Genomic DNA, 25883 nt, shown 5'->3' with positions numbered 1-25883 from the left:
ATGAAAAAGATATATATATCACTATTTGTACTATCCGCCTACTTTTTTTCTGGATGTTCAAACGACTATTTAGATGTAGACCAAACAGAATCTATCTCTACAAAGGATATTGCTTTATTTAACAATGACGAAGGTGCAACCACATTTGTTACTGCAATCTATAACAAGTTTTTAGATTTCAATATGAGCTCGTTTTCTTGGATTGGACTAACTAGTATTGCTTCAGATGATGCTGATAAAGGTTCTTCTCCTGGAGATACAGGTTCAGATAAAGACCTGCTGGATGCCTTAACCTATAATGCATCAAGCGCTTCTATTAGAGAGGTTTTTGAGGCTAATTATGAAGGAATAAACAGATGCAACCAGGCATTAAGTATTGTGCCACAATTAGATCAAGCAAATCCTGCTTTACGCTCGAGACTAATAGGCGAAGCGAAGTTTTTGAGAGCCTTCATGTATTTTACTATATTAAAAACTTACGGCGGAGTACCTATTATAGATCATTTACCAAATCCCTCTTCTGACGAGGATAGAATCATGCAATTGACACGTAAATCAGCTCCTGAAGTTTATAGTTTTATCGAAAAAGATTTAGCTGATGCGATTGCTGCACTGCCTAATAAATCAGAATATGCTCCAGCAGAAAAAGGAAGAGCTTCAAAAGGCGCTGCCTATGCATTATTAGCAAAAGTAAATTTGTACCAGAAAAAATGGCAGAAAGTAGTAGATAACGCTGATCTAGTTACGGGATATTCAATTGTTCCTAACTATGCCACAATGTTTAGATTAGCTGGAGAGAATGATGCGGAATCAATTTTTGAAATCAATGGCACTGGTGCAGTTCCAGCTAAAGGAATTGCAGGATATTCAAACACTCAAGGTGCTCGTGGTGCCGGCGGATGGGGTTGGGGTTTTAATACTCCTTCTGAGAGTTTAGTTAATGCTTATGAGCCAGGTGATGTTAGAAAAGACGCAACTATTATTTTTGCGGGAACAACTTTATATGATGGTAGAGTAGTGCCAATAACCGTTGAAAACTCTCGTTACAATTATAAAGCATATTCTTCTGCATTTACGGATGCGTGGGAAACTGATGCTAATATCAAATACTTGAGATACGCCGAAGTTTTACTAATGAAGGCTGAAGCATTAAATGAATTAGATCAAACTCCAGCGGCTATTCTTTTGTTAAATCAAATTAGAAATAGAGCTGCATTAGGAAACACCATTGCAGTTACTAAAGCAGATGTACGTATTGCTATCTGGAAAGAGAGAAGAGTAGAAATGGCCTTTGAGCACGATCGCTTTTTTGACTTGGTAAGAACTGGGCAAGCTGTTGCAGCTTTTGCAATTCACGGAAAAACATTTGTCGCTGGAAAACATGAATTATTTCCTTTGCCACAGGCTTTTATTAATCAGGCAAATGGATTGTCAACACAAAATCCAGGTTATTAATTTTAAAAAACAGTAAAAATGAAAAAAAATAAATACATATACCTATTTACTTCTGTTCTTGTTTCACAGTTTTTTATAAGCTGTAATGAGGATAGTATAGATAAAGTAAACAGCACGATTCCTTATGAATCAATTGGTGGATATGATAACTCAGATGAGATCGCAGCTGCAAATTTAATTACTAAGGTAAGTTTTGAAAATAATATCACAGATTCGAAAAACGGAATAACTGGTGGAACAGGAACAGCCGTGAGCTATGCACCAGGAATTAAAGGACAAGCTTATCAAGGATCTTCTAGTTCGTTTATTGCTTACAGTACTGTAGCAAGTTCTTTGGTAAGTCTAAAAAACATTACCGTTTCTATGTGGATTAACACAACTCCACATACTGGTGGCGCACAGTCGTTATTTATGTTACCAAAGACGACTGATTTTTGGGGTAACATTTTTACAATGGTTGAAGGAACGGGGCCAGCAAATACTATGTTGATGAAAAATCATATTCAAAAAGATGTAACACCTAGTATTCCTTGGTCAGGCCAATTTATAGAGCATGGCGGGTCAAACCTTTTGCCAAATATGTTTGGATCTTGGAAACATGTTGTTTGGATGTATAATGGTGCTAATTCGACTTATAGCATGTTCATCGATGGAAAAAAACTTGATTTACCAGCTTCAATAGCGAAGCGCTATGCTAGCGATCCTCAAACTGGAGGTGTTGGTTATGGCGACTTGGCAAATTCAAATGTTTCAAAATTTATAATTGGAGGCTTTCAACAACATTTGGGTGCTCCATGGAGTGCTCCTGATGGATGGATGCTTAACTATACCGGATTAATGGACGAGTTTAGAATTTATAATGCTGCACTTACTGATAATGAAGTAGTGGCCTTGTATAAGTTGGAAAAGGACAATAGATAAAAGTTGTAAGAGCTAGTTTAAGAAAACTAGCTCTTAAATAATAATTATAAAAGTATTTGAAAATGAAAGTTTATATATGTTTAGTTTTAATAAGCCTTTTTAACTCCTGTTCTAACTCATCTCCAGATGTTAAAGAACCAAGTGGAGGTACACCCTTACCTACTACGCCAGGTACAACAGCCACTCCATTAACTGACATTGAAGCATTAGACCAGGTACAAAAAGATGCATTAAAGTATTTCTGGGAGTATGCTGAAACCAACTCAAAGTTAGCAAGAGAACGCTATTACACTAACGATCCTGGTTTTGAAGCTAATATTGTTACAACAGGTGGATCTGGTTTTGGATTAATGACCATTATTGCAGGTGTTGATAGAGGTTTTGTTCCCAGAGCAGAAGCCGTTTCTCGCTTGACAACAGCTATGAATTTCCTAGAGAAAGCAGAGCGTTTTCATGGTGCGTGGCCACATTGGATCAACGGAAATGACGGTAAAGTAATCCCTTTTGGTACAAAAGATAATGGTGGAGATCTCGTAGAAACAGCATTTCTTTGTCAGGGATTGTTGACGGTTAGAGAATATTTTAAAGATGGAAATACCACTGAAAAAGCATTAGCCGCTAAGGCAGACGAACTTTGGAAAGGTGTTGAATGGGATTGGTATACTAAAGGAGAAGATGCTTTATATTGGCATTGGAGTCCAAATTACGGTTGGGAAATGAATTTCAAAATTCAAGGATATGATGAATGTCTAATTACCTATGTGATGGCAGTGTCATCTCCTACTCATCCTATACCAGTAGCGGCTTACCACAAAGCGTGGGCAAGAAGTGGAGCAATTAAAAGTGGAGCCTCCCAATATGGTATTCCAGTTGTACTAAACCATAATGGAGCTAATGGAACGGTAGGACCAATGTTTTGGTCTCAATATTCCTATATAGGTTTAGATCCTTCTAATTTAAAAGATCAATATGCTGATTATAGGGCATTAACCCAAAATCATGCTAAAATAATGAATCAATATTCAATTGCTAATCCAAAGCAATGGAAAGGGTATTCTGATAAGGTTTGGGGTTTAACGGCTAGTTATACTAGAAATAATGATGGAACTACAGGTTACTCAGCACATCAACCTAATAATGACGTGGGAGTCATTACGCCAACGGCTGCTTTATCATCATTTCCATATACCCCCGTTGAATCTATGAAATTTCTACATTATTTATATGATGAAAAAAAATCGGAATATGTAGGAATAGCAGGACCTTATGATGCTTTCTCACCCCATTACAATTGGGTAACTCAGAGGTATTTAGCTATTGATCAAGGTACGATTGTCCCAATGATTGAAAATTATAGAACCGGTTTACTATGGAAACTATTTATGAATGCACCAGAGGTAAAGCCAGGTTTAGTGAAAATGGGCTTTCAGTCTGCGAAATATAATTTTTAAGAGATGACTAAATACATTTTACTAGCTATAACGTTATTAACTACCTTAATTTCCTTTGCTCAAGGTGAAGTTACTGGAAAAATTAAAATTGAAAGTGTTTCAAAGCATGAATTGAAGTATGTTTTACACATTCCGGCAAATACGATGGATAAAAAACCATTAATTATCTTTCTTCATGGTTCTGGTGAAAAAGGGACTGATATTGAAAAAGTAAAAACACATGGTCCGTTTAAATATTTAAAGAAAAACGAACTAGATGCTTATGTTTTGGCTCCACAATGTCCAGATAATGAATATTGGGACACTGAAGTATTGTATCAGTTGATATTAAAAATCCAAAAGGAGAATAAGATTGATGCCAGAAGAATTTATTTAACAGGACTTAGTATGGGAGGCTGGGGCGCATGGAACTTAGCTTTTGCTCATCCTGAGATATTTGCGGCCTTAGTACCAATCGCTGGATTTGTGGATCGTGTACCCATGATTGAAAACTGTAAAATTGAGACTATTCCTATTAGGATTTTTCATGGACTAGTTGACGATGTTGTAGATGTAAATTACTCCATTGCAATCTATAAAAAATTGAGGTCTTGTAATAAAAATATTGAACTGACCATTTTCGACGATGCAGGACATGATAGCTGGACGCGAGTATATGACAATAAAGAAATTTACGATTGGATGTTCCAACAAATTAAAAAATAAAAAGAAATGAAGAACAAATTAATTATAGTGCTCTTATGTCTTTCACTATTTGGCTACAGCCAAAAAAAGAGAAAAAAAAAAGAGATAACAATCAAACCGAGAGAGATGTTTGTTGCTGATTTAATGGCAAGAATGACTGTAGATGAAAAAATAGGACAGTTGAACCTGCCTACTTCAGGAGATATTACAACAGGGGCTGCCAATAGTTCTAATATAGCTAAAAATATTGAAGAAGGAAAAGTGGGTGGTCTTTTTAATATCAAGTCTGTACAAAAAATTAAGGAAGTACAGAAGATTGCTGTTGAAAAAAGCCGCTTGAAAATTCCATTACTTTTCGGAATGGATGTAATTCATGGATACGAAACAACTTTCCCAATACCACTTGGGCTATCTTCTACTTGGGATATGAAGTTAATTGAGCGTAGTGCCCAAATAGCTGCGCAAGAAGCTAGTGCTGACGGAATAAACTGGACTTTTTCGCCAATGGTGGATGTGTCTCGTGACCCGCGCTGGGGAAGAGTTTCTGAAGGTTCCGGTGAAGATACTTATTTAGGTAGTGAAATAGCCAAAGCGATGGTGCACGGCTATCAACAAGATGATTTGTCAAAAAACAATTCGATATTATCCTGTGTAAAACATTTTGCTTTGTATGGAGCACCAGAGGCGGGACGCGATTACAATACCGTGGATATGAGTAGAATTAGAATGTACAATGAGTATTTTCCGCCTTATAAAGCTGCCATTGATGCTGGAGTAGGTTCAGTTATGGCTTCTTTTAATGAAGTTGATGGAATTCCGGCAACGGGAAACAAATGGTTAATGACTGATGTCCTGAGAAAGCAATGGGGTTTTGATGGATTTGTGGTTACTGATTATACCGGAATCAATGAAATGATTGATCACGGTATGGGAGATTTGCAAACTGTGTCAGCTCTAGCGTTGCACGCAGGAGTTGAAATGGATATGGTAGGTGAAGGTTTTTTGACTACTTTGAAGAAATCCTTGGACGAAAATAAAGTGAGTATGGCACAATTAGACAATGCTGTGCGTCTTATTTTGAATGCCAAATATGATTTGGGGTTATTTCATGATCCTTATAGGTATTGTGATGTGACTAGAGCTAAGAATGAAATATTCACCGCTGCAAATCGATTAGAAGCAAGAAATACGGCCGCTCAATCTTTGGTTTTGCTTAAAAATGAAAAGCAACTTTTACCATTAAAAAAATCAGGAACGATTGCTGTTATTGGACCATTGGCTGATGCCAAAGAAAATATGGCAGGAACTTGGAGTGTTGCTACAAATATGGATAAATCCATTTCACTGATTGCAGGCATGAAAGAAGTTGCTGGAAAAGATACTAAGTTGCTTTACGCCAAAGGAAGCAACCTTGATTACGATGCTGCTTTTGAAGAAAAAGCAACAATGTTCGGTAAAACACTACACCGTGATGATAGAACTTCACAAGAATTATTGGCCGAAGCCTTGAAAATCGCTAATCAATCAGATATCATTGTCGCAGCGCTTGGAGAATCTGCAGAAATGAGTGGAGAGAGCAGTAGCAGAACAAATCTAGAAATACCGCAAGCCCAAAAAGATTTACTAAAAGAATTATTAAAAACGGGGAAGCCAGTAGTTTTAGTTTTATTCACAGGTCGACCTTTAGTTTTGGTTCAGGAAAACGAAACGGTTCCTGCTATTTTGAATACTTGGTTTGCAGGAAGTGAAGCAGGATTTGCCATTGCCGATGTATTATTTGGCAATGAAAACCCTTCTGGAAAATTAACGGCTACTTTCCCTAGAAGTGTAGGACAAGTACCTATTTATTATAACCAGAAAAATACTGGAAGACCATTAATGAATAAAGAAGGTAAGTTCGAAAAATTCAGATCTAATTTCATCGATGAGAGAAACGAACCATTATTTGCTTTTGGATATGGTTTGAGCTATACGACTTTCGATTATTCGAACTTGGAAATCTCATCTGATAAAATGAAAATTAATGAGACTTTGAAAGTAACAGTTGATCTTTCAAATACAGGAAATTATGATGGAAAAGAGGTTGTTCAATTGTACATAAGAGATCTAGTAGGTTCTGTGACAAGACCAATAAGAGAATTGAAGGGGTTCCAAAAAATATTGCTTAAAAAAGGAGAAATAAAAAAAGTAACTTTTGAAATCTTTGTCGAAGATTTGAAATTTTATAACTCTGATCTTGAATTTGTTGCAGAGCCTGGTGCTTTCCAAATTTTCGTAGGAACAGATTCAAACGCAGTTAATAATGTTGGTTTTGAATTGATGAAATAAATTTTGGTTTGTTTATTTTTTGATTCGCCCTTCGGTAATAAAATACCGAAGGGTTTTTTTATAGTTTTTGAAATAGTATTTATATGTCAGTTTCGAATAACAAAAACTGTAAATATTTTTGTTCCTTTACGCGTACAATAAATTTCAAAGCCTGAATTTGACTTTGTAAAGATGTAAACAATTTTATAATAGCATCATAAACTGACGAGTAATTACATAAAATTAGAATACAAATTAACCACAATCAATAATGAAAAAAAATACATTTATTACTTATGGTACACTACAGTAAATTAGACATTCTTTTCAGTATAAGACACTTATAAATGGGAAGTTGAAATAGCAGAAAGACCCGAATCCAGTGCAGGATTTATTCCTGAAAAGAATTGGATATGTCTAGGTTTTCTATGTTCCAAGATCGGAGTTTGACTTGGGGATTAACGATTGTTATAAAAAATAGAAAATATGTAGATATAATAAATTTCATTTAGTTAATTTTTTTATTTTGATCTTATTTTCTTCTCAAAAGTTCTGAAATTACAAAAATAGGATAATGGTTGGTTTCGATTAAATTTTAAATTGCCCAGAGATAAATTGGATATCCGTAAATATAATCTTAAAGTTGGACTCTCTCCTGAGAATAAGATATAGGCCTCATTTTGCAGCAGGATTTGCAAGCTGTATAAAAAAAATTTAGTCTTCATCATCAAATAAATTGTCAATATCAAAATCATCAATATCAAAATCGTCACTTTCAGTAGGAGCGATGGCGCCTGGAGGATTGAATAGACCCATTCATCCCAGATGTGGTTGTTAGTATCGGAACTATTTACCTAGTCTAGAAATAACAATCTAAATTCATCGAGTTCTTTACGGATGAGTTTTATATATTCTAGATCTTTATAGCTTTCATGAAAACGTAAACTGCCGACATGAACATATAAATGCATGGCATGGTCTTTAATAATAGCGGCATTTTGCATGCGAATACTGTATAAATCACCCCCTTCGGCACCCGCTATTTAGCTGGAATAATCATTGAATCAGCACGCATAAATTCTTTGGTGTACTGAATATATTCGTCCTCTTCGGGAAAAGAGGCCATTAAGCTTTCTACTAATTGATATATAAATTCTGCTTTTTGGTAGGTTTTTGGTTTTATCAAATAGAGACATGGGTGGGGGTATTATTAAAAGAATGGATTATAAATCCGCTATCGGGAGAATAGAATTAATCCGTTGGATAAAGAAAAATATTTAAATAACATTGATCTTCATAACGACAGTTGTACAACTTACTACGAAAACTCAAAACGAATTTTAACAAAATCTGGCAAATATAAGTGGGTTTTGACCTGAGGGAAAATAATTAAGCGGGATTCAAATTATAATCATAGGTACAAATATTGATGTTTCCTCACAAAAAGAAAAGGAAGAGGAAATTATAAAATCTCTTGAAGTTATTGCCGAGCAAAAGAAGAGGTTCTTATATTTTGCTCATATCGTTTCTCATAATCTGCGTTCTTATGCCGGTAATATTGAAATGTTATTGAATCTAATGGAAGAAGAAAAAGATGAAGTCAGTTTAAGGGGAACTAATTTGTATTTAGGCTCTTCATCTCGTGTGTTAGCAGAAACAATTGATAATTTAAAGGAGTTGTTGGAAGTTCAAACTGCGTTGCATCCTAAACTTAAAAAAGTAAACATAAATTTACATTTAGCAAAAGCCTTAGCTGTTTTAGAAGATGAAATTAATAAGAATAAGGTCATCATTCAAAATTCAATTTCAGATGAAGAAACAGTAATTTCTAATCCTGCATATTTAGAAAGCATTTTATTTGATCTAACATCTAATGCTATCAAATATTGTGCGCTAGGTAGAATCCCAGTAATTAGTTATATGGTGGTCTCAGAAGGATAAAAAAAAAATTAGTTATAGAAGATAATGGGGAAGGAAGGAATTTAAAATTGCATGGGGATAAGTTATTTGGAATGTATGAAACGTTGCATAATAATCATGATTCGAGAGACATTGGACTGTTTATTATACAAAACAAGATAGAAGCGACGGGTGGAAGTATAGAAGTTCAAAGTATAGTAGGGCAACGAACGGTTTTTAAAATACATTTAAATGAAGAAGTTTAGGGAAGTATATGTCATTGATGACGATAATTTTTTTCATTTTATAATACCCAATTTATTTAAAAACAACAACTTGGGTATTAATGCATCCTCTTTTTTTAATGGGCTTGAAGCTGTCGAAAAAATAAAAGAGAATATAAGTTTAGGTTTAGGCATGCCGGATGTAATTTTACTGGATATAAATATGCCAATTATGGATGGATGGCAATTTTTAGATGAGTTTAAAAAATTCAACAAGGCGACTGATAACAAAACCCATGTTTGTATAATTAGTTCATCGGATAGTAGTTCGGGTACAAATAAGGCAAAACCATATCAAGATCAAATAAAAATATATATTCTGAAACCAATAACAATTGAGGATTTCAAAGAGATATTTTAGCAAAAAAGCTGAGCCAATACGGACAAACTAAATTTTTTAAATTTAAACGAATGAACTTGATTTATTAAGGTAAGAATTAAATAGCAGCTTTGATTGGCTTTACAACGGTAATTAATTCAAAAGATCGTATCAAAGAAAATTCATATAGAAATCTATTTACAACAGCGGAGGTTATTTCCTTTCTTTGTGATGCACGAACTAGAAGGTCTGTGATCAATAGAAATAAATTATAACTATTGATAGTCATATTCTTAGTCGTGTTCCTAGTACTAACAAAGAAAGGAATCTTTTAGATTTAATCAGCTGTAGTTTTAAAGAGGTAGTAGCACGGTTTGGAGGTAACACTAGACGACCAAAGAGTACTATTTGTAAATTGTACTAATACCATGGAGTTCCATCTCGATTTTCAAAATAAAAACACCAGTAACAGCGATACTCAAAAAAATTTCGCAATCGATAAAACATTGAATGATGTTAATGGAGCTTTGTACAATTCTACTTAGAGCAATGAAACGCTTGTGATGTTCTAAAAGCAAGCAATGTACAAAGAAGGTCAGGAAGCAAAAGGATTAGCAACATTAAATATAAGTATAGAGGCTCTTATTACAGAATCTTTTGTTTTTAATAGAAGTGTTGCGTACTGGCTTAAAGGAATAAATTAGACAATTAGTACAAGGAGAATCAGATGTTGACAAAATAAATACATAAATAGGGGGCGCGCTTTTGTAAATTAAAAATGTACTAAAAGTAGTGAATAGAAATACATCTTGTTGGATTTATCGCTATCTTAGCCTTAGAGTAGTTCTTATATACTTCATCAACCGGAAAAGGCTTTACTTAACTGTAGATTAATAGGGAATCGTGTGTAAATCACGAACTGTCGCGCAACTGTAAGTAACACACCAAAGGTTTTCATCCACGAGCATCCACTGCCAAAGGCGGGAAGGACGATGGACACCGTTACAAGTCAGGAGACCTGCCTTTTTCGAATTGACAATGCTTTCGCGATTTGAAGCTTTTAGTCAGACAAATGTGTTTTTATACAAGTTCAAATATCCTTAGTAGGATAATTAGGGGTTGTCCTTTTTCTTTACGCATTTTTCTTTCTTACCATTTTTATTGCAAAAGTATTGTGAAATAATTAAAGAGCTTTTCATAATGATTATAAACCATTTAAAAAGTTACAAATGCAAACGCACAATCTTGACTATCCGCGAATTGGTAGTGACAGAGAACCTAAAAAAGCCTGCGAGCAATATTGGTCAGACAAAAATTCAAGAAAAGAACTGATACATGGAGGCAGCATAGGATGTATTGAAGACAGTCAGTTAGAACAAGAATCAGGAGTAGAGTTAAAACATTCTATTTTTTTTTGTTCTACGATCAAATTGTTGATACGGCGCCAATTTTAAGTACCATTCTGTAATGTTGTAATGAAACTAATTTATACCAATCGTAAAACAAACTTGACATGTATTTTGTGATGGACTTTGGCTATCAACAGACATTTTGGATAGTACAACATGTAAAAGGAAAGATGCTCTGATAATGACGAAAAGTACATTACTTCCGAATTTTACAAAAATCACAAATTCAATTTATTTCCAATATTTTTTTAATGAAGAAGGATAATAATGTTCGCTTTATGCCTATTTGGAAGAACTATAATCGGATTATTATCACCATGTTTTTCAGAACTAATTTTAAATTATCTAGGAACTATTTTTAGATAAAACCTTAAAAAACTAAAATACAATGACTACCGAAGAAAAAATAAAAAAAGCAGAAACACGAATTTTTAAAGCCGTTTTCCCAAGCACCACCAATCATTACGACACGCTTTTTGGTGGTACTGCAATGCAACTTATGGATGAAGTTGCTTTCATTACGGCAACACGTTTCAGCCGCCAAATAATGGTAACGGTAAGCAGCGACAAAATTGATTTCAAAAAACCAATTCCAGCAGGAACGATTATTGAATTAGTAGGTGCTGTGAGTCATTTAGGTAACACAAGTATGAAAGTGAGTGTTGATATTTTCATTGAGGAAATGTATTCAGAGCATCGTGAAAAAGCGATTACTGGAGAATTTACCTTTGTTGCGATTGACGTAAACAAGAAACCAGAGTTTATAGTTAAGAATTAGATTTTTTTAGTGCCAAGAAATTCTAAAAACAAACCCTAGGAGTTAATATATCTAGGAAATAATTTTAAGGAAATAGCAACAGGCACGGACAAATGGAATAATCGACCTTTTATGTTGCCCATCAGATCTGTCACTCAATTCGATAAAGATAATGGAATCGAATGCGAAAAAAACCAATATTTACAGCTAATAGTCGAATGTAGTTTGGTATGATGTAACTGTTGATAAAGTGATTTTAAATCGGTTTTATAAGGGAACAGGAAATTGGTTAGCCCCTAACCTTCATGAAATAGAACCGTCTCAAATTTAGTTTAGAGGCGGTTTTTTTTAAATATAAAATATTTTTTAACCTCTTCTACAAATAAAGATCTAAATTGTTTTTATAGTTTTTTTTAGACCAAGAGTTGATTTACGGTGTTGGCTTCCTTTTTTGTTTTAAAATGACTATTTTAAAAATTATGAGTTCAATTAATAAATCTAACTCAATTTATTTTGAACTTACACACTTTAAGAGACAGTGCAAGATAGTGCAAGACAGTGCCTTAAATAGCGATTAAAAAACCCACAAGATTTTCTTTTTTATTTAGTTGTAATTTTTTTCTTAATCGATAACGGGCCAGTTCAACGCCGCCGTTTGAAATGTTCATTATTTCTGCTATCTCCTTTGTAGACATGTTCATTAATAGATAAGTAGATAAATCAAGCTCTCTAGGGGAAATAGTTGGATGTTTTTCTTTTAATCTTTTTAAGAAATCAAAATGCACATTTTTAATGTGTTTTTCTAAATCATTCCAACTTTTATCGGCAGTTACCTCTTTAGTGATGCTCTTGTTTAATTTGTTAAGCTTTAACTTTGTTGAGTCGTCAAATGATTCCACATTAATATCTTTTAGTTTGTGGATTATTCCATTTAGTATTTTATTTTTCTTGACAACTTGAAGTGAGTTGTTTACGAGTTCTTTGTCTTTGGTTAATATTTTTATTTGAAGTTTATCATTTTGTAGCTTTTCAATTTCTTTTTCAAGTTTGTACTGCTCTTGTCTAATCTTAGATTCTTTTTCCAAATATATTCTTCTCTGTTCTATCGTTTCGTAATATTTATTTTTTCTAATTTTAACTTTTATTCTCCTTTGGATGAAAAGGATTGTAGCTATTATGATCGATATATAAAATAAATAAGTTAGAAAATGCCTATACCATGGAGGGGAAATCGTAAAATTAAAAGTGGTACTATCTGATTCGATTCCATAGCTATTTCGGGCCTTTAATTTCATTTTATAATTACCTTCTCTTAAGTTAGTGTATTCTTTAATTAAAGATGTTGACCATGGACTCCATTTGTCAGTAAAACCATTTAATAGATATGAAAATTCAACATTTTCAACATTTTCATAAGTAGGTGAGGAAAAGATAAATCGCACTGAGTTTGATTTATAAGGGATAGTGTAGTCGTTCAGTTTTGTTCTTCCATTACCTAATAGTAGCGTGTCGTTTGGGAAGGAAAAGCTCTGTATAAATACTTTGGGCTTTGTTATGAAGCTCTTTGATAAACTAGCGTTATAATGAGCTAATCCATCTGTTAGTCCGATAAATACATTAGCGGAATCAACTGTATTTATAGAAAGATAGTTATTGACTAAGTTACCGGTTAAATTAGAAAAAGGGGATATAGAGTTTTTGTACGTACTATTTGTGCTTTTTAGCAATACTCCTAGTGACTCATCGAATGCATACCATAAATTACCTAATCTATCTTCAGTCAGTGCGTTTATTAAGGGAACATTTTTAAATATAGCACTAATTGTCTGATCTTCATAGAATGTCCCTTGTTGCTGCGAATATTTGTAGAAATGATTTTTAGTTTGAAAATATATTTTATTATTAAAATGCTGAATACTAGTTATTCCTTTCGTTTCTTTCGCTAACTGCTGGTAGCATTTTATTTTAGTGAATTTTGTTAAGTTTTTAGACAATTCTAGTTGGTATAATAAATCATCTTTTTTTAGCCAAAGATTATATCTATCTATTTCAAAAGTGTTTGTTGATTTATTAAAACCAGCGATTTTATTTTTAAATTCCCAACCATTTTGTGTTTTTTCAAATAGCGTAAAACCATTGTAAGTGGAGCCAATGATAAAATTTGGATGATTAGGTATTTTTTTAAAGCCAAAGTAACCTCTATTGTCAAGTATTTTAACAGCATTCGGACTTTCGATAAGCAATGCTCCTCTATTGTGTGCGCAGAACAACAGATTATCGATTATTTGTAAATCCCATGCTTGGCCAGTTGTACCTTTTACGAGTGAAAAAGCATCCTCCTTAATTGTCTTGTTCCAAGTGTGGCAAAAGACTCCTTGATTAGTCGCTACGTACAATTTGTCATTAAAAATAACGGAAGCGTAAACAGTGCTTAAATCATAACTAAAGCCAAAGTAGGAAAAAGGGGAGCTTTCATTAATAAATGCGATCCCGTTATCAAGGCCTAGCCAGAGATTGTTTTTATTATCAATAAAGGAAGTGAGCACGGTATTGTTTTGCAAACCTTTTTTATGATTGATGTGCTGAATAATTTTGCCATTAAGGTCGCAAATGATTATTCCGTCTAATACAGAATTTATAGCGATAAAACGATTCGTTATATTGACTCCACCTAGCGAGCTATTTTTTTTAATAAATTCATTGGCTTCGTTCTTCCAAGGTGTCATTCCTTTTCCATCATAAATAAAAAGTCCTTTGCTTAAAGTGGCGACTAATATTTTGTTATTGGGCATTGGAAACATTCCCCATACCTCGTTATTGTTTAGTATTCTTGAACCTTTTAGAGGAATGAATGTATCGTTTTTATACTCTAGTATCCCCAGTGCAATGTCTTGGAGATACAGTTTATTGTTGATTATAAAGGAAAATTGAAATCGATTAGGTGCATTGCGTATTTTGAGCTGCTTGTTTTTGTATATGTAAATTTTTTCAAAGGATTGAAAAATTACTTCTATACCACGGATATGTATTTTCCAAATGAAGTCTATTGGATTGTTCGCGTCCTTATTAATCATCTTTGATAAAGAAAAATATTCAAGCTTTCCTTTTTTATTGGATTCGAAAAAACCAAATTCACTATAGCCGCCAACAAATATTTTACCGGAATCATCAATTTTTATCGATCTGACTGCAAAGGAATTTGGTAATGAATATTTTTTCCAAGATGAACCGTCAAATTGAAGTAGGCCGTTATTGTTTGCGAAATATAAGTTGCCATTTTTATCTTGGTCAATATCCCAGTTTTGCGTTCCTCCCTTATAATCGGATCTTTTGTAGTTGCGTATGTCAGGAAGCCCAATGTTTTTTACTTGACTTGTTAGTAATGTTGAAGTCATTAGAAGCCCTAGAAGTAGTAGGTTTAATGATGTGTATTTCATAATACTATAATGTGTAATGAGTAGTTTTATTTAGAAGTAGTTTTATAAGTTGAAACTACTTTTCTTAAATCATTTTGATACCTTGATTGTCGAATAAAAGCTAAAATACTTGATTTTTAACTATTGTAGTGTTTGTTTTAGTTGATTATATTTTTAAATATTTTTTTTTAATATTTAAAGGTCTTATTAATAATGTTTTGTAATTATTTTGATGTGTTTTTGTTAAGTTATATTTTGTTAGTTGATGTGTTTTTGTAATAATTTAAAAATGCCAATACCAAAATTAAAGAGGTATTATTGCGGTAAATAACTAAATAATTAACCAAAAATTATAGAAAAATGAAATTAAGAAAATTACTTATTTTTTGTTTTTCATTGATACTATTCTCAGTTTATGCACAAGCACAAGATGTTGTAGTGAACGGAATAGTCAATGATGAAGCAGGAATGCCAATTCCAGGGGCATCAATTTTATTGAAAGGGAGTACAGAATCAACCTCTTCAGATTTTGATGGAAAGTTTCAGTTTAAAGCTCCTATTAATGGAGTCTTACTAATTAGCTATATTGGATATGCTACGATAGCCGAACCTATTAAAGGGCGATCTTCTATTACTATTAAATTGGTTTCACAGTCACAAGATTTAAACGAGGTGGTTGTTGTAGGGTATGGAACTCAAAAGAAAAGCGTTGTTACTGGAGCTATTTCTAGTATCAAAGCATCAGACCTAGAAGATTTGCCTATTACAAGAGTTGAGCAGTCCTTGCAAGGTAGAGTTTCAGGTTTGACGATTGCAGCAAACTCTGGACAACCAGGTTCCTCTGCAACAATACGTGTTAGAGGAATTACTACTTTCGGGAATAACGAGCCACTTTGGGTTGTTGACGGAGTTGTGGTAGATGCCGGAGGAATAGGTTATTTAAATCAATCGGATATTGCTTCTATAGAAGTTTTAAAAGATGCAGCTTCTCAAGCAATTTATGGTGCGAGGGCTGCAACAGGTGTGATTTTAGTAACTACTAAAAAAGGGAAATCTGGAAAGGTCAGTGTGAGTTATAATGGTTACACAGGTATATCTGCTCCAGCTAGGAAATTAGATTTGCTAAATGCAACGCAATATGCAACATTAATGAACGAAGCTTCCGTAGCTGGTGGTGATGGAATAAAGTTTACAGATCCTGCTTCTTACGGTACTGGTACGGATTGGCAATCGGCTATTTTTAACAATAGTGCAAAACGTGTTGGTCATGAATTAAGCTTAAGTGGTGGAAATGAGGTTTCGACTTTTTATGTTTCATTTGGTCTTTTGGATCAAGAAGGAATTGTTGCCACTGATATTTCTAATTATATAAGAAAAAACATTAGATTAAATTCTACACATAAAATAACTAAGAAAATTACTTTTGGTCAAACATTAGGTTATTCTAGAGAGAAAAGTGTTGGAGTAGGAAATACGAATAGTGAGTTTGGCGGAGTCTTAAGTTCTGCAATTAATTTAGATCCTCTAACACCAATCGTGGAAACTGATCCAATTCTTTCTAACCAATCTCCTTATACAAATAGCGGTGCTATTAGAGATGCTAATGGGAATCCTTACGGTATTTCATCTAATGTAGGTCAGGAAATGTCTAATCCATTGGCATATATTCAAACGAAGTTAGGCAATTATGTTTGGTCTGATAATTTTGTTGGTAATGCTTATTTAGAAGTGGAACCTATAACTGGATTAAAAATACGTACAACTCTAGGTGGGAAATTAGGGTATTGGGGTAGCGAAAGTTTTACTCCTGAATCGTATTTAAATGCTTCAAGTATTGTTGCTAGAAATAATATATCAAGAAGTACCAATACTGGATTTGGTTGGAATATTGAAAATATTGCGTCTTATTCTAGACTTATTAGTAGTCATAATTTCAGTGTTTTAGTAGGTCAAGGCTCGTATGTTGATAATATCACAAGCGGTAGCGGAGTAACATATTATGACATTCCTGTAACTAGCTATATAGATGCATCATTTAATTTCAGTGTGCCTACAGATCAAATAGTTGCATATGCTTACACTGGCTCAGAGCATATTGTAACCTCTTTATTTTCAAGATTAAATTATGATTATAAAGAAAAGTACTTGGTAACAGGTATTGTCCGTAGAGATGGTTCTTCAAGATTTGGTTCAAATAATAAGTATGGTACTTTTCCATCGTTCTCTTTGGGTTGGGTAGCTTCAAAGGAAGAATTTTGGAAAGAAAACGACGTAATCAGTCAATTGAAATTTAGAGGTGGTTATGGAGTAACGGGTAATGATGCTATTGGTGATTTTAGATATTTAGCTACAATTGGCGGAGGAAGAAACTACACTATTGGGAATTCAGGTTTAGTAACTATAGGCAATAGTCCTAATGCTCCTTCAAATCCAGATTTAAAGTGGGAAGAGACTAGTCAGGCTAATATAGGTTTTGATGCAACAATTTTTAATGACTTTAATCTTTCGGTAGATCTATATGATAAAAAAACAGTGGGTATTCTACAAGATATTATAATTCCTGGATATGTGGGTTCAACAGGAAATCCTGTAGGTAACGTTGCTGATATGCAGAATAAAGGTATAGATTTTGAATTGGGGTACCGCAAAACAGTGGGGCAGGTAAATATGTCCATTAACGCTAATGTGTCTTATTTAGATAATAAAGTCACGAATTTAGGTAACGGAATTGATTTCTTATCAGGAGGTCAAACTATTCAGTCTAGTACTTATCCCATAACAAGAGTGCAAGTAGGACAACCGTACAATGCCTTTTACGGATTTAAAACAGCAGGTATATTCCAAAATCAAACTGAAGTAAATGCATACACAAATGCTAGTGGTGGATTGATTCAACCTAATGCAGTTCCAGGAGATTTCCGTTGGAAAGATGTAAATGGAGATGGACAAATCACATCAGATGATAGAGAATTTTTAGGAAGTCCAATACCGAAATATACTTTTGGTTTCACTATCAATTTAGATTATAAAAATTTCGATCTATTAGTTTTTGCACAAGGTGCTAGTGGTAATAAAATCTTTCAAGGTTTACGTAGGTTAGACATTGGAAATGCTAATTTTCAAACTACTGCATTAGGTCGTTGGACAGGAGAAGGAACTTCAAATACCTTTCCAAGGTTGACTACAGATGACACGAATAAAAACTTTAATAACCCATCTGATTTTTATTTAGAAGACGGAGATTATTTAAGATTTAAAACGGTTCAGTTTGGTTATACATTGCCAAGTGATGTCATTAATAAAGCGGGTTTACAAAAAACAAGAATTTATTTAACAGCTGAGAACTTATTCACTTTTACTAAATATTCTGGATATGATCCTGAAATTGGTGGAGGAGTAATGGGAATTGATAGAGGATTTTATCCACAAGCGAGAACATTCATGCTAGGTGTTAATTTACAATTTTAATAAAAGATATTATTATGAAACTTAAAAATATAAAATTTTCACTTATTGCCTTTATTGTGATTTTTTCAGCTACATCATGCAGTGAGGAATTTTTAAATGTGGAACCAAAAGGGACAGCATTAGAGGGTAATTATTATACAAACGAAACAGAGGCTTATTCAGGTCTTGTTGCAGTTTATGACGTTTTAGGGAAGCAATCACGAGGATTTGAAAACATGATTTGTATGCTAAATGCTGGGTCAGACGATTTTTATGCAGGCGGTGGTGGAGCTACAGATGGTACTGGAATGCAATCTTTTTCAGATTATTCAATAAGTGCAGTGACAATACCGTCTAGTTTTTGGAATGATTTTTACCAAGGTATTTTTAGAGCAAATATTTTGCTTCAAAAGCTTCCTGCTATTCCAATGCCAGAGGCTGCGAAAGCAAGATTTACTGCAGAGACTAAGGCATTACGTGCTTATTATTACTTTGAGCTAGTTAGAACGTTCAAAAATGTTCCATTGATTACCGCGCCAATTGCAACTAGTGAGATTTATAATATTATGCAATCAAGTTCAGATATTGTTTATGCTCAGATAGAGAAAGATCTAACTGAGGCATTGCCTGATCTACCTACTTCAATTACTGATGTAGCTATTGAAGGTGGTCGTTTTTCACAAGGATCAGTTCAGGCGTTGTTAGGGAAAGTGTATTTATACGAAGGAAAAAAAAACCAAGCTGCTGCGGCGTTGGCTTTGGTTAACGGAAGTCCTGCAGGAACAAGTGTTTATGGTTATAAATTACTAAGCAAATTTTCAGAATTATGGACTATAAGTAACAAGCTTAATACAGAGTCAATTATAGAAATTATGAGTACCGACAAAAGTAATACAGATTGGGGTAATTGGGGGTCAGGTTCAGATGAAGGAAATAGTATTAATGTCATGGTTGGGCCTAGAAGTTTTTCTAGACCAGCAGTTTCTAGTGCTCCAAATTATGCTTCGGGTTATAGTTTCAATACAGTAACTCAAAGTTTGTATGATGTTTTAAAATCAGACCCACGTTTTGATGCTACGATTGTAGATATGAAATCATTAAAAGCTTCAGGACAAGCAGATTATTCTCCTGGTTATAAAGACACAGGTTACTTTTTGAAAAAATTTATGCCATTAACGACAGATGTATCTACAGGTGGAGGAGCTACTGTTTTAAATTACAAACAAAATGTGTATGCGATTCGTCTAGCTGATACTTATTTAATGGAAGCAGAAGCACTTGGTGGTACTGGTACAAGAGCACAAGCATTATTAGATGCTGTAAGAGCAAGAGTAGGTTTAGGTTCAGTACCAGTTTCTATCGATGCAATATTACTAGAGAGAAGAATGGAATTAGCTGGAGAAGGACACCGTTGGTTTGACTTAGTACGTACAGGAAAAGCAGCTTCGGCATTGGCAATTAAAGGATTTACAGTTGGTAAAAATGAAATCTGGCCTATTCCTTTGAAAGAATTGGAAAATACAAAAATTGTACAAAACCCTAATTATAACTAAGCGCTAAAACATATAATTATGAAATTAAATATCATTTTAAAAAGAAGTGTTTACCTAATGTTTATTATAGCAACATTAGGGTCGCTGACTTGTTGCCAGCCTGACACTATAGGAGAAGGTAACGGATTAACGGATAGTAATGTGGATGCAACATTCACATTTACTCCAGTTGCAGAAAAAACAAATACTTATAAATTAATGGCTCAAACTCAAAGTGTAATTTTATCTAAATGGGATACGGGTGATGGCTTGTACATAGGAAAAATGAATGAAGAAATTTCATTGCCAGATGCAGGAACCTACCAAATAAGGCACGTTGCAGTAGGACGAGGTGGGTCAGAAAACACAACTATTAAAGAGATTATAGTTGCTACTTCTGATCCTTTAAAAGGAAATTTAGTACAAGGCGGTAATTTTGCAAATGCAACTGATCATGCAAAATGGAAAGTTATGAATTTAAGCCCATCAGGCGCAGCAAAATGGACTTTTAAGACTGGTAGTGCTATTATTAATTCTAATGGTGGATGGAGTCAAGAGGCAATTTATCAAGCCATAGACGTAGTAAAAGATAAAGAATACAAAATTGATATGCTAGTTTCTTCACAAAATGGTTCTGATGAAACTTGGTTTGAAGTATATGCAGGAACGACGGTGCCTGAGTCAGGTGTTGAATATAAAGATAACAGGGTTATGGGTTTAAGTACTTGGGATGGATGTGCCAAAGCTGCTTTCTCCGGAAAATTATCTATGGTAGGTTGTGTAAAAAATCAAATTGGGTCTATTTCAAACGTCGTTAAATTTAGTCAAACAGGAAAGATTTATCTAGTATTTAGAAGTGGCGGAAATATCTTCACTAGTAGTGGAATTACGATTGCCAAAGTAGAGTTTAGAGGGGTTTAATAGAGCTTTAATAGAAGAGACTATTTTCGATTTTGAAATAGTCTCTTTATAAAATTGGAATAGAAACTGTTTGAATTAGGGGTAGTGAAACAAGTACCTATTTAGAGTTTTAATTCTTGATTTTAATAAATTTTAATTATATCACAATGAGAAAATTTATATTGTTTTTCTGCTTGATCAGCCTTTTTTCGTGCAGTAGTAGTAACACAGATGCTGAAGTAGTAGCAATAACGCCATCGAACCTCTCAGTTTCTGCAATGGTTGTAGGTGCTGATTTTCAAAATCCTAACGGTGATGGCAGTGGAACAGTAAATTTTAAAATTACGGCAACCAATGCGACATCGTATAAAATTTTACTAGGTAATGGAGTGACTAAAGAACTAACAGATGGGAACCTTGCGTATACGTATTTAACAGCTGGTACAAATACCTATGTTATATATGTGTCTGCATACAATTCTGGAAAATTTGTTTCTACTTCAATTACAATAAAAGTTTTAGTAGGGTCATCATTGGTTTGGTCAGATGAGTTTAATGTGGATGGAGCTCCTGATGATACTAAATGGAATTTTCAAACTTGGGATCCAGGTTATGTTAATGAGGAACTTCAATCTTATACCACTCGTGTAAAGAATATAAAAGTTGAAGACGGCGTTTTGAAAATTACAGCACTTAAAGAGGATTTTGGCAAAGGTAAGTTTACTTCTGGAAGAATAGAAAGCAATGGTAAATTCGAATTTACTTATGGTACAATAGTAGTAAGAGCTAAAGTGCCTACTGGAGTTGGTACATGGCCAGCTGTCTGGATGTTAGGTGGTAATATTGGTAGTTTAGGATGGCCAGCTTGCGGTGAGATAGATATTTTAGAATCTGTAGGAAAAAATTTAAATCAAAATCACTCTTCGTTGCATTCGCCAGGAAGATCAGGAAATACGCCCGATACAGGAATTATAACAGTTCCTAATAGTAATACAGAATTTCATATTTATAAAGCAAATTGGACTGCTACTGACATTAAGTTTTATGTTGATGATGTTTTGTATTATACTTTTCAAAATTCGGATAAATTCCCATTTAATAAAAACTTCTATCTAATAGTAAATTTAGCGATGGGAGGCGTTTGGGGAGGTGATGTTGATCCAAATTTTACATCATCTACATTTGAAATTGATTACATAAGAGTTTATAATTAGTTTATTGTTTTGGTTAGTAGATTCTTCATTAAGAGTTTATATTCAAATTTGGACAGGAACTCTAGTGAAGAATTAATTAATAGTATAGAAAATGAAGTGTATCAAAAAAGTATTTATTCTAGTGATTTTTATGTTAGTGATTTTTATTTCTAATGCGCAATCATTAAAAGTAATGACGTACAATATCCGTTTGGATATAGCGGGTGATGGCGATAATAATTGGAATCTGAGGAAAGATTTTTTTACTTCTCAAATACAGTTTTATGCTCCTGACATTTTTGGAATTCAAGAAGCATTACCCAATCAAGTTTTGGATATTTCTAATGCACTGCCTTCATACATTCACATTGGGTTCGGTAGGGAAGAAAATGGGCAAGGAGAGTCTTCTAACATTTTTTATGATAAAAATAGATTGGAGATTAAAAAGAGCAGCACTTTCTGGCTTTCTGATACTCCAGAAAAAGTTTCAAAGGGTTGGGATGCAGCCTACAATAGAGTTTGTACCTATGCTTTATTTAAAGATGTAAAAACCGAACAATTGTTTTGGGTTTTCAATACACATTTAGATCACATTGGGCAAGTAGCTAGAAACAAAGGGCTAGGTCTTATCATGGCTCGAATTGCTCAATTCAATACCAAAAAATATCCAGTAATTTTCATGGGAGATTTGAATTCTGAACCTACCGAAAATAGAATTATAGCATTAAAAAATACAATGGATGATTCCAGAGAAATAGCTAAAGAGAGTCCTTTTGGGCCTTTAGGGACATTCAATAATTTTAAGCACAATGAAGCAGTTAACAAAAGGATTGATTATATTTTTCTTTCTAAGAACAGCATCTTTAAAGTAAAAAAGTATGCCGTTTTAAGTGATTCAAAAGATTTAAAATATCCATCAGACCATTTGCCTGTTTATGTAGAAATAGACTTTTAAAAAAAATATGAAAACTATAAAAAACACTATGAAAGCTTTCTTTTTATTAATTGTTTCGGTGATGATTTCAAAATGCTCGCCCTCTAATGATATCGTTAGTCCTACACCAACTAATCCCACGCCAGTAACGGTTACTAACGAGGTTGATTTTTGGATGACCAAAGGGAATCAAAGCAGTATGCTCCAAAAACAAACAGGAGTTTTAGCTTTTAATACGACTTATAACACCTATCCTAATATAACAGTTGATGAGGCGCAAACTTTTCAAACTGTAGATGGATTTGGTTATACCTTAACAGGAGGAAGTGCCCAGGCAATTAATCAGTTAAATGCGATCAAAAGAAAAGAGTTGTTAGTGGAATTATTTGGTACAATTAGCACTTCTATTTCAGTTAGTTATTTAAGAATAAGTATAGGAGCATCTGACTTAAATGCAACGCCATTTACTTATGACGATATGTCCATTGGACAAACAGATCTCAATCTAACAAATTTTAGTTTAGCTCCTGATAAGACGGATTTAATCCCGATGCTTAAAGAAATCATTGCAATCAATCCTGCTATTAAAATTATGGCAGTACCATGGTCTCCGCCAGTTTGGATGAAGGATAATGGTAGTTTTATAGGCGGTAGTTTACAGCCACAGTATTATGCCGTATATGCAAAATATTTTGTAAAATATATTGAGAAAATGAAAGAAGAGGGAATAGCTATTGACGCTATTACACCTCAAAACGAACCGTTACACCCTGGGAATAATCCTAGTTTATTGATGTTAGCGTCACAGCAAGCTGATTTCATTAAAAATCATTTAGGCCCTGCTTTTAAAGCGGTAAACAGTAAGGTAAAAATCGTAGTATATGACCATAACTGTGACAAACCTGAATATCCTATTGCTATTTTGAATGATAGTGATGCAAACTTGTATGTTGATGGTTCAGCATTCCATTTATATGCTGGGGATATTAGCGCACTGTCGACCGTTCATAATGCTTTTCCAAATAAGAATGTTTATTTCACGGAGCAGTATACTTCTTCATCAGGGAGTTTTGATGGAGATTTAAAGTGGCACGTTAAGAATGTTATTATTGGATCAATGAGGAACTGGAGTAAAACAGCCTTAGAGTGGAATTTAGCAAATAATAGTTCTTACGGTCCACATACTCAAGGAGGTTGTGACTCTTGTAAAGGAGCTTTAACAATCAATAGTAGTGAAAGTTTTTCTAGAAATGTAGCATACTATATTATAGCGCACGCTTCTAAGTTTGTTCCTGATGGATCAATAAGAATAGCTAGTAATACTATAGGTAATTTAAGTAATGTAGCATTTAAAACTCCTGCAGGTAAGAAAGTTCTAGTGCTAGAAAATGATGGAAATACAAATGAAGTTTTTAATATTAAGTATAATGGAAAATGGATTAATACTGCTCTGGACGCAGGAGCAGTAGCAACTTACATTTGGTAAAATAACCTAAAAAAAAATGATGAAAAAAATTACAACAGCGGTACTGTTAACGGTTTCACTTCTTGCTTTTTCGCAACAAAAAATGCAAGTTAAGACGATACCTTTTTCTATAAATAGTAGAACTGTAACGGTTTATACTTCTGCAGATAGCACAGACTTGAGACTAACAAAAACAGATGTAAACTTACAGTTTACAGACTTAAAACAACCACTTGAAACCCAACTTTGTGTTTTCGTAAATCCAAGTAAAACTTTTCAAACTTATTTAGGTATTGGCGGAGCAATCACTGACGCAAGCGCAGAGGTTTTTGCAAAATTATCGAAGAAAAGTCAGGAGGAATTTTTACAAGCTTATTATGATAAGGACAAAGGAATAGGGTATTCTATTATTAGAACTAATATACACAGCTGTGATTTTAGTTCAGGTAGTTATACCTATATTGAGGAGGGAGATGCTGCTCTAAAAAGCTTTAGCGTTGCGCACGATAAGGAATTCAGAATTCCACTAATTAAAAAAGCAATCGCAACTGCAGGAGGGAAGGCGACTGTTTACGCGAGTCCATGGAGTCCACCGGCATTTATGAAAGACACGAAGAACATGCTGCAAGGAGGTAAGTTATTGCCAGAATTTTACCAATCATGGGCTAATTATTATGTGAAATTTATCGAAAGTTATGAGAGAGAGGGAATTCCTATCTGGGGGTTAACTGTTCAAAATGAGCCAATGGCAAAACAAACTTGGGAATCATGTATTTATACAGCCGAAGAAGAACGTGATTTTGTTAAAGATTATCTAGGACCCACATTGCAAAAATCTGGATTTGGGGATAAAAAACTAACGGTTTGGGATCATAATAGAGATTTAATATCACAAAGGGCAAGTACTATTCTGGATGACCCTGAAGCGAGTAAATATGTTTGGGGAGTTGGTTTTCATTGGTATGAAAGCTGGAGTGGAGGAGATTCTATGTTTGAAACTGTTGGAAAAGTTCATGAGATGTACCCAGACAAAAAATTACTTTTTACTGAAGGTTGTGTGGAGAAATTCGATTACTCTAAATTACAACTTTGGGCTAATGGAGAGCGTTATGGCGAATCTATGATTCACGATTTTAATAACGGCACTGTAGGATGGACTGATTGGAATGTTCTTTTAGATCAAAATGGTGGACCAAACCATGTAGGCAATTTTTGTTTTGCACCTCTTCATGGAGATACAAGAACTGGAGCCTTAATTTATACGCCTTCTTATTATTTTATTGGACATTTTTCTAAATTCATTGGCGAAAAAGCAAAAAGGATTAGTAGCGTATCAAGCCAAAGTTTCTTATTAACGACTTCGTTTCTAAATCAAGATGGAAAAGTGGTTACCGTAGTTATGAATAAAACGGATAAAAACTTAACCTATTATTTGTGCATTGGTACAAAAGCAACTGAGGTTACTATTCTTCCTCATGCAATTCAAACATTAGTTTTTTAAATTAATTTT

At 33.9% G+C, this 25883-nt stretch carries 19 protein-coding genes and 1 riboswitch; of the genes, 17 read left to right on the top strand and 2 right to left on the bottom strand.

Annotated features, from left to right (window positions below; translation table 11 throughout):
* The 5 genes from BMW63_RS06060 to bglX are packed head-to-tail and all read left to right on the top strand — an operon-like array spanning window position 1 to window position 6839.
* Window positions 1–1455 carry a RagB/SusD family nutrient uptake outer membrane protein gene (locus BMW63_RS06060; RefSeq protein ID WP_074722292.1) on the top strand — a complete coding sequence of 485 codons (1455 nt, stop codon included), beginning with the start codon at window positions 1–3 and terminating at the stop codon, window positions 1453–1455.
* Between the two features lie 18 nt (window positions 1456–1473).
* Window positions 1474–2376, top strand: coding sequence for a LamG-like jellyroll fold domain-containing protein (locus BMW63_RS06055; RefSeq protein ID WP_074722290.1), 903 nt, complete (start codon window positions 1474–1476; stop codon window positions 2374–2376).
* A 56-nt stretch (window positions 2377–2432) separates the two neighbouring features.
* The gene (locus BMW63_RS06050; protein ID WP_245744891.1) at window positions 2433–3827 is read left to right on the top strand and encodes a glucoamylase family protein; all 1395 of its coding nucleotides are present in this window, start codon (window positions 2433–2435) and stop codon (window positions 3825–3827) included.
* Window positions 3828–3830: 3 nt separating this feature from the next.
* A complete protein-coding gene (locus BMW63_RS06045) occupies window positions 3831–4532 on the top strand; it encodes a carboxylesterase family protein (RefSeq protein WP_074722286.1) in 702 nt (233 codons plus the stop codon).
* A gap of 6 nt (window positions 4533–4538) precedes the next feature.
* Window positions 4539–6839: a beta-glucosidase BglX gene (gene bglX / locus BMW63_RS06040; RefSeq protein ID WP_074722284.1), complete on the top strand. Its 2301-nt coding sequence runs from the start codon at window positions 4539–4541 to the stop codon at window positions 6837–6839.
* 1018 nt (window positions 6840–7857) lie between these two features.
* Here bglX and BMW63_RS18100 read toward each other — a convergent pair.
* The gene (locus tag BMW63_RS18100) at window positions 7858–8004 is read right to left on the bottom strand and encodes a hypothetical protein (protein WP_175460265.1); all 147 of its coding nucleotides are present in this window, start codon (window positions 8002–8004) and stop codon (window positions 7858–7860) included.
* Window positions 8005–8396: 392 nt separating this feature from the next.
* Between BMW63_RS18100 and BMW63_RS06035 the strand changes: the two genes are divergently transcribed.
* From BMW63_RS06035 to BMW63_RS06015, 5 genes are all read left to right on the top strand, one after another.
* A complete protein-coding gene (locus BMW63_RS06035; RefSeq protein WP_074722282.1) occupies window positions 8397–8759 on the top strand; it encodes a HAMP domain-containing histidine kinase in 363 nt (120 codons plus the stop codon).
* Between the two features lie 47 nt (window positions 8760–8806).
* Window positions 8807–8983 (top strand): hypothetical protein, encoded by a 177-nt coding sequence (locus tag BMW63_RS06030; RefSeq protein WP_245744890.1) that lies wholly within the window; start codon window positions 8807–8809, stop codon window positions 8981–8983.
* Window positions 8970–9362, top strand: a complete 393-nt coding sequence (locus BMW63_RS06025; RefSeq protein WP_074722280.1) for a response regulator — start codon at window positions 8970–8972, stop codon at window positions 9360–9362. Before BMW63_RS06030 ends, BMW63_RS06025 begins: the two co-directional genes overlap by 14 nt.
* 811 nt (window positions 9363–10173) lie before the next feature.
* Window positions 10174–10360, top strand: a riboswitch (cobalamin riboswitch).
* A gap of 189 nt (window positions 10361–10549) precedes the next feature.
* Window positions 10550–10774 (top strand): hypothetical protein, encoded by a 225-nt coding sequence (locus BMW63_RS06020; protein ID WP_074722278.1) that lies wholly within the window; start codon window positions 10550–10552, stop codon window positions 10772–10774.
* Window positions 10775–11117: 343 nt separating this feature from the next.
* Window positions 11118–11507, top strand: coding sequence for an acyl-CoA thioesterase (locus BMW63_RS06015; protein ID WP_074722276.1), 390 nt, complete (start codon window positions 11118–11120; stop codon window positions 11505–11507).
* 542 nt (window positions 11508–12049) lie between these two features.
* Here BMW63_RS06015 and BMW63_RS06010 read toward each other — a convergent pair.
* Window positions 12050–14923, bottom strand: coding sequence for a triple tyrosine motif-containing protein (locus tag BMW63_RS06010; RefSeq protein WP_074722274.1), 2874 nt, complete (start codon window positions 14921–14923; stop codon window positions 12050–12052).
* A 339-nt stretch (window positions 14924–15262) separates the two neighbouring features.
* Here BMW63_RS06010 and BMW63_RS06005 point away from each other — a divergent pair, with 339 nt between their 5' ends.
* The 7 genes from BMW63_RS06005 to BMW63_RS05975 all read left to right on the top strand — a co-directional run bounded on the left by BMW63_RS06005 (window position 15263) and on the right by BMW63_RS05975 (window position 25874).
* A complete protein-coding gene (locus BMW63_RS06005; protein ID WP_074722272.1) occupies window positions 15263–18370 on the top strand; it encodes a SusC/RagA family TonB-linked outer membrane protein in 3108 nt (1035 codons plus the stop codon).
* A 14-nt stretch (window positions 18371–18384) separates the two neighbouring features.
* A complete protein-coding gene (locus BMW63_RS06000) occupies window positions 18385–19902 on the top strand; it encodes a RagB/SusD family nutrient uptake outer membrane protein (RefSeq protein ID WP_074722270.1) in 1518 nt (505 codons plus the stop codon).
* A gap of 18 nt (window positions 19903–19920) precedes the next feature.
* Window positions 19921–20802 (top strand): hypothetical protein, encoded by an 882-nt coding sequence (locus BMW63_RS05995; RefSeq protein WP_139174203.1) that lies wholly within the window; start codon window positions 19921–19923, stop codon window positions 20800–20802.
* 146 nt (window positions 20803–20948) lie between these two features.
* Window positions 20949–21995 carry a glycoside hydrolase family 16 protein gene (locus BMW63_RS05990; protein WP_074722266.1) on the top strand — a complete coding sequence of 349 codons (1047 nt, stop codon included), beginning with the start codon at window positions 20949–20951 and terminating at the stop codon, window positions 21993–21995.
* Between the two features lie 91 nt (window positions 21996–22086).
* On the top strand, window positions 22087–22929 hold the full coding sequence (locus tag BMW63_RS05985; RefSeq protein ID WP_074722264.1) for an endonuclease/exonuclease/phosphatase family protein: 843 nt from the start codon (window positions 22087–22089) through the stop codon (window positions 22927–22929).
* A 7-nt stretch (window positions 22930–22936) separates the two neighbouring features.
* Window positions 22937–24394, top strand: coding sequence for a glycoside hydrolase family 30 protein (locus BMW63_RS05980; protein ID WP_217643722.1), 1458 nt, complete (start codon window positions 22937–22939; stop codon window positions 24392–24394).
* A 19-nt stretch (window positions 24395–24413) separates the two neighbouring features.
* Window positions 24414–25874 (top strand): glycoside hydrolase family 30 protein, encoded by a 1461-nt coding sequence (locus BMW63_RS05975; RefSeq protein WP_074722262.1) that lies wholly within the window; start codon window positions 24414–24416, stop codon window positions 25872–25874.
* Window positions 25875–25883: the final 9 nt, after the last annotated feature.

The organism is Flavobacterium frigoris (assembly GCF_900111075.1).
Classification (GTDB): Bacteria; Bacteroidota; Bacteroidia; order Flavobacteriales; family Flavobacteriaceae; genus Flavobacterium; species Flavobacterium frigoris.
Note: the sequence above shows the minus strand (reverse complement) of the source record. Positions and strands in the feature narration are given on the sequence as shown.